Consider the following 14524-nt stretch of genomic DNA (forward strand, 5'->3'; position numbering starts at 1 on the left):
GTGGGCTGGGGGCAGCGCCCAGCGGTGGCCCGCGCGGAGCGGACGGTCACGGTCGCAGCGGTCACAGACCCGCCTTCCGGTAGCGGCGCATCAGCAGGGCGTAGCTGCCGGCGATGACGGCCAGCGAGACGAGGAGATAGACGAACCCGGCGCCGGTGGACGGCCCCAGGCCGTTGGGGAAGGAGCTCGTTCCGCCGAGGAGCGCGGACTGCACGCCGTCGATGAGGGTGATGGGGGAGAACAGCCCGAGCCAGCCGACGGCCGATTCGTTGCCCTGGACGGAGGCGATGCCCTGGACCGCGCTCACGGCGCCGTACGGGATGGTCAGGACGGCGATCACCGCGGCGACTCCGAAGCCGCGGCGCGGCGTGAGGGCCGCGATGACCAGACCGATGCCGGCGAACAGCAGCGAGAGCAGCGCGACGGAGACCAGGCCCTGCGCCAGGCCCTTGGTCTGGTCGAGGAAGTCCAGCTTGGCCAGCAGCGCCCCGACGTAGAGGACCACCAAGGGAGCGGCGGTCAGCAGGAACAGCGCGCTCGCCATGGCCGCGAACTTCGCCACGACGTAGTCGACGCGTTCGATGGGGCGGGAGAAGTAGAGCGGGACGGTCTTGAAGCGCAGGTCGCGGGAGACGGACTGCGGGGCCTGGGACGCCAGGTAGAGGCCGATGACGGCCTGGAGGTAGACGGCGTAGCGGGTGTAGTCGACGGGGAGGCTGCCGGCCTTGGTGAACACCGCCACCGCGACGATGATCCCGGCCGGCAGGCACATCACCGCGAAGAGCAGCATCGGCAGCACCTTGGTCCTGGCCGAGCGGCCCAGACCGTAGGCGCCGCGCAGGCTCTGCGAGAAGAGCGAGCGGCGGGCGTAGGCGCGGCCCTGGCGGGGGCCGTCGTAGTGGCGGTAGCCGATGTTGTGGATGAAGGCACCCGCGGCGGCTCCCTGCGGCGCGACGGGCGCGGAGGCAGGCGTGGACGTGGTGGGCTCAGGCGACATCGGGGGCGCCTCCGTCCTTGGTGGGCTGCGGGGCGCTCGGAGCGTTCACCGGCGCGGCGGGGGCTGCTCCTGTGGCGCCGGGGTGGGGCTGTGCGGGCACCTCGGCGGCCGCCTCCGCGGCGGCGTCCGCGTCGTGGAAGACCTCGGCGATGTGGTGCCTGCGCTGTTCCATCCGGATCAGACCGAGACCGAGGCCGGCGACGGTGTCCCGCACCAGGTCGTAGGTCTCCTCGCTCGCGGCCTCCACGAACAGCACGTGTCCGGCGGTGACGCTCCCCGGGCCGGCCGCGTCGGTCGTCACCGCGGCGCCTGCCGCGACCAGCGCCGCCCGCAGTGCCGCGGTGCCGTCCGGATGCGCTTCGCTGTCCGTGACCTCGACCGCCAGCGAGGCCGTGACCTGCGTGAACTCGTCGGTGGAGGAGGATCGCAACAGCTTGCCGCCGTCGATGACCACGACGTGGTCGCAGGTGCGCTCCAGCTCGCCGAGGAGATGGGACGTCACCAGGACCGATATCCCGAAGTCGGTGTGGACACGCCGGATCAGGCCGAGCATCTCGTCCCGGCCGGCGGGGTCCAGACCGTTGGTGGGCTCGTCGAGGAACACCAGCTGCGGGTCGTGGACGAGGGCCTGGGCCAGCTTCACCCGCTGCTTCATGCCCGTCGAATAGCCGCCGATGGGGCGGTAGCGCTCCTCGTAGAGGCCGACGTGGCGCAGGGTGTCGGCGGTGCGCTCGCGCGCGGCCGTGGGCGGCAGCCCGGACATCCGGGCCATGTGCACGACGAACTCCGTCGCCGAGACGTCCGGCGGCAGGCAGTCGTGCTCGGGCATATAGCCGACCCGCTCACGGATGGCGCCGCCGTCCTTCGTCACGTCCAGTCCGAGGACGTGCGCGGTCCCCTCGGTGGCCGGGGCCAGTCCCAGAAGGATCTTGATCAGAGTGGACTTGCCGGCGCCGTTGGCACCCACCAGGCCGGTCACGCCGGGGGCGATGTCAACGGAGAGCCGGTCCAAGGCGGTAACCCGCGGGAACCGCTTGCTCAGGCTTTCGGTCACGATCACAGTCACGGCAACGACGGTAGTGGCGACCGACACACCCGTCGTCAGACCTGACGGTTGGATGTCCCTACCTCTCCGGGACTACGGCCCCGTAGGGGAATCATGCTGCGAACGGTCCTGGGCTCGGGGTTCCGCACGCCGGGCGGTGGCCGGGGAGGCTCAGGCGTTCGCACCCGGTGAGCGGGGAGCCTGTGGACAACGAGGCGGGGAGGGTGGGCTTCGCCTCGCTCCGTGCACACCCCCTTGACGCAGCCGCCGGTCATTGTCACATTCATCAGTGTCAAGTTACGGGCACGTACCGCGATGAACCGCTTACGGACGGACGGTTGGCGATGGCCTCAGTCACTTCAGCGACCTCGGCGGGAGCCGGCGAGCTCACCGCCGAGCTACGGGGATTCCGGGAGGTCCAGCGCCTCGCCTACGCCTGCGCGGAGGCGGTGGCCGCCCAGCTCAAGCCCGGCGTCACCGAGCGCGAGGCCGCCCGGATGCAGCGCGAGTGGCTGCGCGAGCGCGGGGTGCGCGACTGGTTCCATCTGCCGTTCGCCTGGTTCGGCGACCGCACCGCCTTCGCGAATTTCCGCATCCCCCTCCAGTTCTTCCCCACCCACCGCGAGCTGGAGCCGGGGATGGCCTTCATCCTCGACATGGCACCGGTCCACCAGGGCTTCACGGCCGATATCGGCTACTCCGGCTGCCTCGGCCTCAATCCCGTGCACGACCGGCTGCTCGCCGACCTGGAGGCACACCGCGAGCTGATCCTGCACGAGGTGCGCGAGCGGCGCCCGCTGCGCGAGATATACGAGGACGTCGAGCGGCTGATGGTGCGGCAGGGGTACGCCAACCGCCACCGCGCCTATCCCTTCGGCGTGATCGCGCACAAGATCGACCGGGTCAAGGAACGTCGCTGGTCACCCACGCTTTTCGGCTTCGGCACCCAATCCCTCAAGGGCCTCGCCTCCGACGCGCTGCACGGCCACCGCGACGGCTGGTCCCCGCTGTGGAGCCCGTACACCTTCTCCGACCACCCGCCGCAGCCGGGACTGTGGGCGGTGGAGCCCCACCTCGGATTCCGGGGCACGGGGGCGAAGTTCGAGGAGATCCTGGTGGTCACGGACTCCAAGGACCCCCAGGAGAGCGCTTTTTGGCTGGACGACGATCTGCCGCATGTGCGGCGTTGGCAGGAGGAGAAGGCCGCATGAGCACCGGACGTGAACAGGGCCGTGAGCAGGGCCGGGAAGGGCAGCAGCGCCGGCAGGAGGGCGAAGGGCGGAGTGCGCCGAGGGGCGCGGAGCGGTCGCCCGTGAACGGCCTCTCCGGGGCCCGGGAGCGCCGGGTCGCCACCGGTGGGGTCGAGCTGTGCGTCGCCGAGCTGGGTGATCCCGACTCGCCGACGGTGATGCTGGTGCACGGCTACCCGGACAGCAAGGAAGTGTGGTCCGAGGTCGCCCGCGGCCTGGCGGACCACTTCCATGTGGTGCTCTACGACGTCCGGGGCTGCGGCCGGTCCACCGCCCCCCGACCGCTGCGCGGAGGCTTCACCCTGGAGAAGCTGACGGACGACTTCCTCGCCGTCGCGGACGCCGTCAGCCCCGGCCGCCCGGTCCACCTCGTGGGCCACGACTGGGGATCGGTGCAGGGCTGGGAGTTCGCCACCGCCCGGCGCACGGAGGGCCGTATCGCGTCCTTCACCTCGATGTCGGGCCCCTCCCTCGACCACTTCGGCCACTGGATCAAGAAGCGGATGGCGCGCCCCACACCGCGTCGCGCGGCCCAGCTCCTCGGCCAGGGCGCCAAGTCCTGGTACGTCTACATGCTGCACACCCCCGTGCTGCCCGAGCTGGCCTGGAAGGGCCCGCTCGGCAAGCGGTGGCCCGACATCCTGCGCCGGGTGGAGAAGGTGCCGGCCGACGGCTATCCGACACCGTCGCTGCCGACCGATGCCGCGCACGGTGCCTGGCTCTACCGCGACAACGTCCGGGCCCGGCTGCGCCGCCCCCGCACCGACGCCTACGCACACTGCCCGGTCCAGCTCATCACCCCGACCGGCGACGCGTTCCTCTCCCAGCGCCTCTACGACGACCTGGAGCAGTGGGCACCGCAGCTGGTGCGCCGTACCCTCCCGGCCAAGCACTGGGTGCCCCGCACCCGGCCCGACCAACTGGTCTCCTGGATCGGCGAGTTCGTCACGGCCAAGGAGGAGGGCGATCCGGCGAAGCAGGTCGTGGCCAGGGGACCGCACGCCGACCGCTTCGGCGGCCAGCTGGTGCTGATCACCGGCGCCGCCGGCGGCATCGGCCGGGCGACGGCGTTCGCCTTCGCGGAAGCCGGCGCCCGGATCATCGCCGTCGACCGCGACGCGGAGGGCGCGGCGCGGACCGCCGACATGGCCCGGCTGATCGGTGCCCCGCAGGCCTGGGGCGAGGTCGTCGACGTCTCGGACGAGGCGGCCATGGAGAAGCTGGCGGACAAGGTCGACGCCGAATACGGCACCGTCGACGTCCTGGTGAACAACGCCGGCATCGGGCTGTCCGGCTCCTTCATGACGACCTCCGCCGAGGACTGGAAGAAGGTGCTGGACGTCAATCTGTGGGGCGTCATCCACGGCTGCCGGGTCTTCGGCAGGCGGATGGCGGAGCGCGGGCAGGGCGGCCATATCGTCAACACCGCCTCGGCCGCCGCCTTCCAGCCGTCCAGGGTCCTGCCCGCCTACAGCACGTCCAAGGCGGCGGTGCTGATGCTCAGTGAGTGTCTGCGCGCGGAGCTGGCCGGCCAGGGCATCGGGGTCTCGGCCATCTGCCCCGGGCTGGTCAACACCAACATCACCGCCACCTCCCGCTTCACCGGCGTCTCGGCGGACGAGGAGAAGCGCCGGCAGGCCAAGGCCGCGCGGCTGTACGGCATGCGCAACTACCCGCCGGAGAAGGTCGCCGACGCCATCCTGCGCGCGGTGGTCCGCAACCAGGCGGTGGTGCCCGTGACCCCCGAGGCCCGCGGCGCACACCTGATGTCCCGCTTCACCCCGCGAGCGCTGCGCGCCCTCGCCCGGATGGAGCCACCGCTGTAGGGCGGCGGCCTCGGGCCGGGCACCCGCCCGTCCCGAGGCGCCTGCGGCTCGAAGGCGGGGATCGGGGGCGGTGGTGGCGAATCGGCCGGAGCCGCGGCGGTCGTACCATCCCTCGCAGAAAGGGCCGCCGCGCACGGCCGTCGCCTGTCCGGCGTCCTCACCTGCCGTACGGGCCGCGGCAGGGGCGCAGCGGGCCGCGCGCCCCTCGCGCAGGACGCTGCCGACCGTCTCGTACGACGCGGCCCACCGTAAGGAGCACGCAGTGACCGAGCAGCCGCCGTCGGCCGAATACCGCATCGAGGACCTGGCCCACCTCAGCGGCGCCACGGTCCGCACCATTCGCGCCTACCAGGACCGCGGACTGCTGCCCCGCCCGGAGCGGCGCGGCCGCGCCAATGTCTACGGCGACGCCCACCTGGCACGGCTCCGGCAGATCGCCGATCTGCTCGACCGCGGCTACACCCTCGCCAGCATCAAGGAACTGCTGGAAGCCTGGGACGCGGGGCGCGGACTCGGCGGGGTCCTCGGCCTGGTCGCCGAGATCGACGGCCCCTGGACGGACGAGGAGGCGTCCCGCATCAGCCGTGCCGAGCTGGACGCCACCTTCGGCGGTACGTCCGACGACGCGGCGGTGTCCGAGGCCGTCGCCCTGGGGGTGCTGGAGCGCATTCCCGGCCGCGACGACGAGTTCCGCGTCCCGAGCCCGCAGGAGCTCGCGGTCGCCGCCGAGCTGCACTCCGCCGGCGTCCCCCTGCCCGCGATCTCCTCCCATCTGCGCGAGCTGCGCGGCCAGGTCGAGCACATCGCCTCCCGCTTCCTGGACTTCACCACCGAATACGTCTTCCAGCCGTTCCTCGACCACCCGCCCACCGAAGCCGAGGCGGTGGAGGCCGCCGCCCTCGTCCGCCGCCTGCGCCCCCTCGCCCAGCAGACCGTCGACGCCGAACTCGCCCGCGCCATGCGCACGTTGGCCGCCCGATATCTGCGCCATCACCTCATCGAAGGGCTCCCGCCGGACTTCCAGGGGACACCCGGCGGGGCGGGGGCCGAGGGTCCGGGAATACCACCGGGCGGCATCGGGCCGGCGGCAGCGGCACCGGCAACAGCGCCGGAAGAGGAAAAAGCCGAGGAGGAGTCGGGGCAGCCGGATCGCGGGCATCGCTCGGCGGCCCCGCAGCCGGCCGGGGTCGAGAGCCCGGGGCTCCCGCCCGGCTCCGAGCCGGTGGTCCTGCCCGCCGAGGCCGTCCGCGCCGTACGGGACCTCGTGGGCGCGCAGAACACGGCTGCCTTCATCGCCGCGGCAGCGCAGCGCGAGGTGCACGCCCGCACGATGGACGCCCTGACGTCGGCTCCCGGCACCGATTCCTGAGCCCGAACGGCGCCGATGCGCGAGCCCGCTCGGGCCCGCCTGCCGCCTCACCCGGGAAAGCGCAGGAATTCCGGCGGTACGCGACCGGTGAGCCACACCCCGTTGGCACTGACCCGGAACTCGTGGCCCGCCCGGTACATCGCCCCCGTGTCGACCGTCAGCACCACGGCCCGGCCGCGCCGGGCACCCACCCGCGTCGCGGTCTCCCGGTCCGCCGACAGATGCACGGCATGTCGGGCCATCGGCCGCAGTCCCTCGCTCCGGATCGCCGCGACGGTGCGGGCGACCGTCCCGTGAAACAGCTGGGCGGGCGGTTCGACCGGGGACAGGCCGAGGTCGACACGCACGGAGTGGCCCTGGTTGGCGCGGATCCGGTCGCCCTCGATGGCGTAGCGCTGCTTGTCGTTGTCGGCGACCACCGACTCCAACTCGGCCCGGGTGAAGCGGAAGCCGTGCCGGCCGGCCGCCGCGATCAGCTCCGCCACGGGCACCCAGCCCCGGGCGTCGAGCGTGAGGCCGATCCGTTCCGGCTCGTGGCGAAGATGCTTCGCCAGATACTTCGAAATGCGCACGGAGCGCTGGACGTTCATGCTCCCAGGGTGGCGCGCGGGACGCCGGAGGGCATCCGAATTGCGTACGGCGCAGCTCAGAGCCCCGGAGCCCCCCACACCGGGAACCAGCGCGCAAGATCCTTCTCGACCGTCAGATCGTCCGCCAGCATCGCCCGCATCTGCAGTTCCAGCGGGCTGTCACGCTTCTCGCCACCGCTGGGGTGCGGCGCGAAGGGGTAGAACGTGCCGCGCTTGTAGAGGTAGACCAACGCCAGCGGCCGCTGCCGGTCGTCGCGGAAGGCGACCAGCGAGCACAGCAGCTGCGGGCCGAAGCCGGACTCCGCCAAGGACGTGTTGACCGCGTGCAGGTCGTTGACCAGACCCGCGACGTCCTCCGGCGGATGGCTGACGAGCAACCAGGTGTAGCCGTACGCGTCCTGGGTGAACTCCACCGAACCGTCCAGCAGTGACCGCGCCTCCTCCTGGATGCGCGAGAAGGCGCCGCCCTCGACGCTCGCGAAGCACACCGAGCCCAGCCCGGTCGGCACGAAACCGGCCGCGGCCTGCAGGGTCACGGCGGCGGACGGCAGCGCGAAGAGCTGATCGAGGTCGGGGCGTACCGGCTTGCTGCGGCCGAGGATGGCGTCCAGGAATCCCATGCGCGACGTACTCCTTGATCGATTGTTGCGCGGTGCCCGGTGACGCGGCGCGGAGGGCACCCGCCCTCACGGCCGCCCCAGCTGCGTCGCGATCCGCGCGAGTTGGTCGAGGCGCTGTTCGAGGGTCGGGTGGGAGGAGAACAGCCGGCTGACGCCCTCCTTGCTGAAGGCGGGGGCGAAGTAGAACGCGTTGAACGGCTCGGCCTTGCGCAGGTCCCGGGTGGGGATCCGCGCCATCTGCCCGGTGACCTTCGTCAGGGCGGACCCGAGCGCCGACGGGCGGCCGGTCAGCATCGCGGCGGCCCGGTCGGCGGACAGCTCCCGGTAGCGGGACAGCAGCCGGGTCAGCAGGAAGCTGATGGCGTAGACGACCGCGCTGACGGCGGTGACGATCAGGACGGCGATGGCCGCGTTCTGGTCGCGGCTGTCGCGCCCGACGCCGCTCCACAGGGCGGCCCGCGTGATGATCCCGGCCAGCACGCCGAGGAAGGACGCGATGGTCATCACCACGACGTCGCGGTGCGCGACATGGGAGAGCTCGTGCGCGAGCACGCCCTCCAGCTCCTCCGGCTCCAGCCTCCGCAGCAGCCCGGTCGTGGCGCACACCATGGAGTTCTTCTGGTTGCGGCCGGTCGCGAAGGCATTGGGCACATCCGACTCGGCGATCGCGACCTTCGGCTTTTGCATGTCCGCCAGCGCGCAGAGCCGGTCGACGGCGCCGTGCAGCTCGGGGGCCTGCTCGGGCGTGACCTCGCGCGCCCCCATGCTGAACGCCGCGATGCGGTCGCTGAACCAGAACTGCGCGACGAACAGCGCGCCCGCGATGAGCAGGATCACCACCCAGGCGCCCTTGAGCAGCACCACCAGTACGCCGACGACCACCACGTACAACAGCCCGATCAGGAACATCGTCGTGACCATGCGGGAGGTCAGCCCGCGGTCGGGGGCGAATCGGGTCCGGGCCATGGCATCCTCCGCTGCGCCGCGATGTCGCGCAGCGCGCCTGACCCGGCTCGCGCGTTCAGCTCACCCGCGCGCCGCGCCCTGCACACTGCGCCGCTGTCACCAATTCTCCCTCTTGTGTCCTATTCGTGGGATAAAGCCCAGGCCGGCGGGCTGCCGGGCGGGTTCCGGCCGGCTTCCGGGCCGGAACCCGGCGGCTCGCCGAGCCGCGAGCCGCGGGCGCGGCGGTCCACCGAACCGCCGCGCCCGCCGCGCCGGCGGTCGCCTACTCGCCGGCCAGCTGCGCCGCCCCGTCGGTGGCGATCCGCTCGAAGACCGCGAGATCGGCCTCGAAGACCGAATCCGCGATCGGCCAGTGCAGGACGAGTTCGTCGAAGCCCAGCTCGGCGTATGCGCCCGCGAAGTCGACGAAGGCGTCCACCGAGTCCAGCGGCCGGTCCGGGGTGAAGCCGGCCAGCATGATCTTGCGCAGTTCGCCGGGCTCCCGCCCGAGGTCCGCGCAGGCCTTGCCCAGCCGCTCGATCTGCCCGCGGACGGCGTTCCGGGAGTCGGCCGACGTGCCGCCCTCGGCGACGACCTTGGGATCGCCCGTCGTCACCCATGCCTGGCCGTGGCGCGCCGCCAGCTTCAGACCGCGCGGCCCGGTCGCCGCCACCGCGAACGGCAGCCGGGGCCGCTGCACGCAGCCGGGGATGTTGCGCACCTCGTGCGCGGAGTAGTGCGTGCCCTCGTGGGAGACGACGTCCTGGCTCAGCAGCTTGTCCAGCAGGGGCACGAACTCGGCGAAGCGGTCGGCCCGTTCCCGCGGCGACCACTGCTCCTGGCCGAGCGCGGTGGCGTCGAAGCCGTTGCCGCCGGCGCCGATGCCGAGGGTGATCCGGCCGCCGCTGATGTCGTCGAGGGAGATCAGTTCCTTGGCGAGGGTCACCGGGTGCCGGAAGTTCGGGGAGGTGACGAGGGTGCCCAGGCGCATCCGCGACGTGGCGGCGGCGGCCGCGGTCAGCGTCGGGACGGCGCCGAACCAGACCTGGTCACGAAAGCTCCGCCAGGAGAGGTGGTCGTAGGTGTACGCGGCGTGGAAGCCCAGCTCCTCGGCGCGCTGCCACACCGCCCTTCCGCCTTCGGACCAGCGGCGGACGGGGAGGATCACGGTGCTCAGTTGCATACCTCCGAGCCTACGGCGGCGCGGGCGCACCCCGTCCCCTCGCCGGACGGCACCCCCGCACCCCGGCACGGCGGCCACCCGCCACGGCCCCCGAAAGCTCATGCGCGCGCCCCACCGCACGCCTGTGCACGCTCGTACGGGAAGATGTCCCGGTGACTGATGCCTCTGCCACGCCACCCCGGGCGCCCGAGCCGGCCGTTGCGCCCCGGCTGATCGCCACCGACCTCGACGGCACGCTGCTGCACGACGACAAGACGGTTTCCGACCGGACGATCGCCGCGCTCGCCGCCGCGGAGCGGGCCGGCATCGAGGTCTTCTTCGTCACCGGCCGCCCGGCCCGGTGGATGGACGTGGTCAGCGACCATGTGCACGGCCACGGCCTGGCGATCTGCGCCAACGGCGCGGCCGTCGTCGACCTGCACCGCGGCCGCCGCATCGTGGAGGTCAGCCCGCTGGAGCGCGCGGTCGCCCTCGACGTCGTGGACATCCTCCGCAGCGCCGCACCCGGCACCTCCTTCGCGGTCGAGCGCACCGGCGGCATCCACTACGAGCCGCACTACCCGCCCTTCCACCGCGACCCGGCCGCGGTCATCGCCCCGGCCGAGAAGCTCCTCGCAGAGGACTTCGCACCGCCGCCGGCCCCGGAGACGGCCGGGATCGACGCGACGGGCATCGAGATGACCGGCATCGACGTGAGCGAGGGCGACACGGCTCAGGACGCCGCGGTCGCGTTCGGTGGCGTGCCGGGCGCCGTGCCCGGCCCCGCGGGGACGGGTGTCGACGACATCGCGGAGCCCCTCACCGGCCACGGCCGCGAAGGCGCCGGCGAGCAGCACGCGGCCGACGGCGGCGCCGCTGTGATCGTCAGCAGCGCCGCCGGCACCCCCGCGGGCCACATCACCACCACGGGCCCCGACCAGCCCGTCCTCAAGCTGCTCGCGCACCACCCCGAGATGGACCCCGACGCCTTCCTCACACTGGCCCGGTCGGCCGCGGGCGGCCTGGCGTCCTTCACCCGGTCCAGCCCCACCGCCCTCCTGGAGATCAGCGGCCCGGGCGTCAGCAAGGCCGGCACCCTCGCCCGCTGCTGCGCGGAGCGCGGTATCTCCCCCGCCGAGGTCGTCGCCTTCGGCGACATGCCCAACGACATAGAGATGCTCACCTGGGCCGGGACCGCGTACGCCATGGCCAACGCCCATCCGGACGTCCTGGCGGCCACCGGCCACCGCACGGAGTCCAACAACGACGACGGTGTCGCCGCCGTCATCGAGCGGATCGTTCAAGGGCGTTGAGCCCCGCCGGGGCGCCGGCACCACACGGCACCCGGCCCGGCCGGTGGTGAGCGGCCGGCCGCGCGCACGCCTCTTCGGACTCGGCCCGGGCCCGCGCTGAAGCACAGCGCGGGCCCGCGCTTCAGAGCCGCACCCCGTGCCGCCGCAGCCACGAGACGGGATCCACGCTCGACCCCAGGTCGGGCGTCCGCCGCACCTCGAAGTGCAGGTGCGGGCCGGTGGAGTTGCCGGTGTTGCCCGAGAGCCCGATCCGCTCCCCGGGCCGCACCCGCTGACCCGGCCGCACCATCGCCGCGGACAGGTGCGCGTACTGCGAGTACAGACCGTTGCGATGCCGTAGGACCAGGCTGATCCCGAAGCCGTCTCCGCAGGTCACGCTGGCGACCTTGCCTCCGCCGACGGCTCTGACGGAGGTCCCCACGGGGACCGCGAAATCCTGGCCCGTATGGCCGTCGGCCCATCGGGTGCCCTCGCCGCCGAAGGGCGCGGAGAGTTCGTAGCTCTCCACCGGGCGCGTCCAGCGTCCGCGCGGTGAGGCCGCCGGGGCGAGGGCCCGCGCCGCGGTGGACACCGCGCGCGGCAGCCTGCCGCAGGAACCGTCACGCGACGCCTCCTGGGAGAGCTGCTGCAACTCGCCGCGCGCCGCGCTCAGTCCGCGGTCGGCGTACGTCCGCTCCTCCTGGAGCCGGGCGCTGCGGGCGGTGAGGGTGGCGATGCGGGACGCGGCCGTCGCGCTGTCCGATTCCATCGCGCGGCTCTCCCGGCCCGCGCCACGCAGCCGGGCGGCCAGCATCCCCTCCCGCTTCTCGGCCTCCGCGAGCACCGTGGCCAGCGGCTTGCGCCCTTCGGCCGCCGACTGACGCACCGTGTACCCGATCATGTTGCCGGTGCGGTACTGCTCGGCCGCGATCGCACCGGCCGACCGGCGCAGTGCCGAGACCAGCCGCTGCTCCCCCAGCAACGCGGTCCGCAGCCGATCGCGCTCGGCCAGCTGCTCGAGTGCCGCGCGGTGCCCCTCGGTGTACGAGCGGCTCGCCCTCCGCGACACCTCGCCCAGCCGGATCACCTCCAGGCTCACGGCGGCCAGCCGCTCAGCGGGACCGCGCGGCACCTGGCTCGGGACGGAGCCCTCCGGGCCGGGAGCGACCGGTCCGCGGCCCTGGAGGTGGGCGCGTGGACCGGGGAGCGGCCCTCCGGCCCGTACGCCGGCGTCCTCCGAGGCGTCCGCGGTGGGAGCGAGCGGGCCATCCGTCCCGGAAGGCCCGTTGGAAGCGGTGGGTGCCCCGGAGAAGCGTGCGCCTGCTCCGAGCACCATCGATACGACCAGGGCGAAGGCTCCCACCGCGCACATCGCGCAGGCCCCGGCCATACGGCCCCGGCGCCTGCGACGCAGGAGGCCGGCGAGGCGGCGGAGACCGCCGGGACGGCCGCGTCCGTGCTCGCCGGGACCACCGGGCCGACCGCGGCGCCGGGCCTCGGTACACCTCCGTCTTCGCCACCATGGGTGTCGCCACGCAGATGAACACATGGACCGATAATTGCCTGAAGTCGCCCGGAATCGCCTGATTCACTGCTCCAGGTGCCGTCCAAGGCCCCCAACGGCCCAATCCGCACCGACCGGCGCCCGGTGTCTCGGCCGGACCTTCGGCGACGCAAGGGCGACCCGTCAGAGCGGGGCTTCCCAGATCACCCGCGTGCCGGCCCCGCCCTCTCCCAGACCGGGCCCGTACGCACTCGATCCCCCGAGCGCCTCGGCACGCCTGGCCAGGTTCTTCAGGCCACTGCGGCGGCCTCCGGCCGGGATGCCGACGCCGTCGTCGGCGACCGACAACCGCACGCCGTCGGTCCCGTCCGGCAGGGTGACCGTCGCATCGACGGTCACCTCGATACGGGTGGCCTGCGCATGCCGGAAGGCGTTCGACAGCGCCTCGCGCACCGCCGCGATGAGATTCTTCCCGGTCAGCTCGCCGACCCGGGAGTCGACCGGGCCGAAGAACTGTGCCGACGGCTGGAAACCCAGCGGTACGGCGGCCGTACCGACCTCCCGCAGCACCCTGGTCCGCAGCCCGGACGGCGCCTCCGCGGGCCCCTGTTGCAGCGCGAAGATCGCGGTACGGATCTCCTGGATGGTGACGTCCAGCTCGTCGACGGCCGTGCCGATGCCCTCGGTCACCTCGGGGACCACGGCCTTGCGCTGGGCACTCTCCAGCATCATTCCCGTCGCGAACAGCCGCTGGATGACGAGGTCGTGCAGGTCCCGGGCGATCCGGTCGCGGTCCTCGTAGACGGCCAGCCGCTCCCGGTCCCGCCGGGCGTCGACGAGCACCAGTGCCAGCGCCGCCTGGGCCGCGAACTGGGTGGCCAGGGTCCGTTCGGCACCGGTGAAGGAGCGGGCGCCCCGGTGGCGGGGCGTGGCGAGCGTGCCGAGCACCCGGCCGCCGCTTCGGAGCGGCAGCATCATGCTGGGACCGAAGCGCGGCGCGATCGCCGTGATCATGCGTGGGTCGGTGGCCGAATCGTCCACGAACACCGGCTCCCCGGCGAGGAGTTGCTCGGTCACCGGGCTTTCGGGCGGAATCCGCGTCCCCAGGATCCCGGCGGGATCGTCCGCCGAGACGGCGACGATCTCCAGGCCCCCTTCGTCGTCGGGCAGCAGCACGATGCCGGCGGCCGAATCCGCCAGCTTCCGCGCCTGCTCCGCGACGACCGCGAGCGCGTCGTCCATATCGCTGCCGGCGAGGAGTTCGGTGGTCACCGCGACCGAACCGTCGATCCACCGCTCACGCTGCCGGGTCAGCGCGTAGACGCGCGCGTTGCCGATGGCGATACCGGCCTCGGTGGCCAGCACCCGCACCATGTGCAGGTCCTCCTCGCTGAACTCCCCGCCGCCGCGCTTCTCCGTCAGATAGAGATTGCCGAAGATCTCGCCCTGGACGCGGATCGGCACCCCCAGGAAGGTCCGCATCGGCGGGTGCCCCGACGGCAGCCCGGCGGAGCGCACGTCCTGGCCGAGGTCGGCGAGCCGAAGCGGCTTCGGATCGTGGATCAGCGCGCCGAGCAGTCCCGTGCGGCCGTCGGGCAGCGCGGCGATCCGCTCGCGTTCCTGCGGGCTCACGCCGTACGTCACGAAGTCCGAAAGCCCCTCGCCCGCATCGTCGATGATCCCGATCGCGGCGTACCGGGCATCGGCGAGTTCCGCCGCCGTCTGCGCGATCCGGTCGAGCGTGACGTGCAGGTCGAACCCCGCGCCGACGGTACGCATCGCCTCCAGCAGCTGCGGCAACCGGGAGGTCAGCTCCGGGGACAGTCCCCGCAGACTGCGGGTGGCCTCGGTGGCGGCCTCCATCGGGTCCGCACCCGTGCCGCCGCCGTTGCCCGCCGGATCCGAGGGTTCTTCCGTGGCTGCC

Annotated in this window: 12 protein-coding genes; 4 read left to right on the top strand and 8 right to left on the bottom strand. The window is 72.9% G+C overall.

Annotated elements, in window-relative coordinates; genetic code table 11:
* Positions 1-61: 61 nt before the first annotated feature.
* Together QOM21_RS17860 and QOM21_RS17865 are read right to left on the bottom strand one after the other, a co-directional pair.
* The gene (locus QOM21_RS17860; RefSeq protein WP_407551305.1) at positions 62-997 is read right to left on the bottom strand and encodes an ABC transporter permease subunit; all 936 of its coding nucleotides are present in this window, start codon (positions 995-997) and stop codon (positions 62-64) included.
* Positions 987-2057: an ABC transporter ATP-binding protein gene (locus QOM21_RS17865; protein ID WP_407555709.1), complete on the bottom strand. Its 1071-nt coding sequence runs from the start codon at positions 2055-2057 to the stop codon at positions 987-989. Before QOM21_RS17865 ends, QOM21_RS17860 begins: the two co-directional genes overlap by 11 nt.
* Before the next feature lie 329 nt (positions 2058-2386).
* Here QOM21_RS17865 and QOM21_RS17870 point away from each other — a divergent pair, with 329 nt between their 5' ends.
* From QOM21_RS17870 to QOM21_RS17880, 3 genes are all read left to right on the top strand, one after another.
* Entirely contained in the window at positions 2387-3253 is an 867-nt protein-coding gene (locus QOM21_RS17870) for a M24 family metallopeptidase (RefSeq protein WP_407551306.1), read from the top strand.
* Entirely contained in the window at positions 3250-5118 is a 1869-nt protein-coding gene (locus QOM21_RS17875) for an SDR family oxidoreductase (protein ID WP_407551308.1), read from the top strand. The genes QOM21_RS17870 and QOM21_RS17875 overlap by 4 nt, the downstream gene beginning before the upstream one ends.
* Before the next feature lie 262 nt (positions 5119-5380).
* Positions 5381-6487 carry a MerR family transcriptional regulator gene (locus QOM21_RS17880; RefSeq protein WP_407551310.1) on the top strand — a complete coding sequence of 369 codons (1107 nt, stop codon included), beginning with the start codon at positions 5381-5383 and terminating at the stop codon, positions 6485-6487.
* 47 nt (positions 6488-6534) lie between these two features.
* On the opposite strand, the gene QOM21_RS17885 is transcribed toward QOM21_RS17880, so the two are convergent.
* The 4 genes from QOM21_RS17885 to QOM21_RS17900 form a co-directional block, all read right to left on the bottom strand.
* Positions 6535-7077 carry an RNA 2'-phosphotransferase gene (locus QOM21_RS17885; RefSeq protein ID WP_407551312.1) on the bottom strand — a complete coding sequence of 181 codons (543 nt, stop codon included), beginning with the start codon at positions 7075-7077 and terminating at the stop codon, positions 6535-6537.
* Positions 7078-7133: 56 nt separating this feature from the next.
* Entirely contained in the window at positions 7134-7697 is a 564-nt protein-coding gene (gene pspAB, locus QOM21_RS17890; RefSeq protein WP_407551313.1) for a PspA-associated protein PspAB, read from the bottom strand.
* Positions 7698-7763: 66 nt separating this feature from the next.
* Positions 7764-8663 (bottom strand): zinc metalloprotease HtpX, encoded by a 900-nt coding sequence (gene htpX / locus QOM21_RS17895; RefSeq protein ID WP_407551315.1) that lies wholly within the window; start codon positions 8661-8663, stop codon positions 7764-7766.
* A 262-nt stretch (positions 8664-8925) separates the two neighbouring features.
* Positions 8926-9825, bottom strand: coding sequence for an LLM class flavin-dependent oxidoreductase (locus tag QOM21_RS17900; RefSeq protein WP_407551316.1), 900 nt, complete (start codon positions 9823-9825; stop codon positions 8926-8928).
* A 152-nt stretch (positions 9826-9977) separates the two neighbouring features.
* On the opposite strand from QOM21_RS17900, the gene QOM21_RS17905 reads away from it, so the two are divergent.
* A complete protein-coding gene (locus tag QOM21_RS17905; protein ID WP_407551318.1) occupies positions 9978-11117 on the top strand; it encodes an HAD hydrolase family protein in 1140 nt (379 codons plus the stop codon).
* 121 nt (positions 11118-11238) lie between these two features.
* On the opposite strand, the gene QOM21_RS17910 is transcribed toward QOM21_RS17905, so the two are convergent.
* Positions 11239-12486 (bottom strand): peptidoglycan DD-metalloendopeptidase family protein, encoded by a 1248-nt coding sequence (locus QOM21_RS17910; protein WP_407551320.1) that lies wholly within the window; start codon positions 12484-12486, stop codon positions 11239-11241.
* Positions 12487-12783: 297 nt separating this feature from the next.
* On the bottom strand, positions 12784-14463 hold the full coding sequence (locus QOM21_RS17915; protein ID WP_407555710.1) for a GAF domain-containing sensor histidine kinase: 1680 nt from the start codon (positions 14461-14463) through the stop codon (positions 12784-12786).
* Positions 14464-14524: the final 61 nt, after the last annotated feature.

Origin of the sequence: Streptomyces sp. Pv4-95, from assembly GCF_045782725.1 — a bacterium.
Taxonomy (GTDB): domain Bacteria; phylum Actinomycetota; class Actinomycetes; order Streptomycetales; family Streptomycetaceae; genus Streptomyces.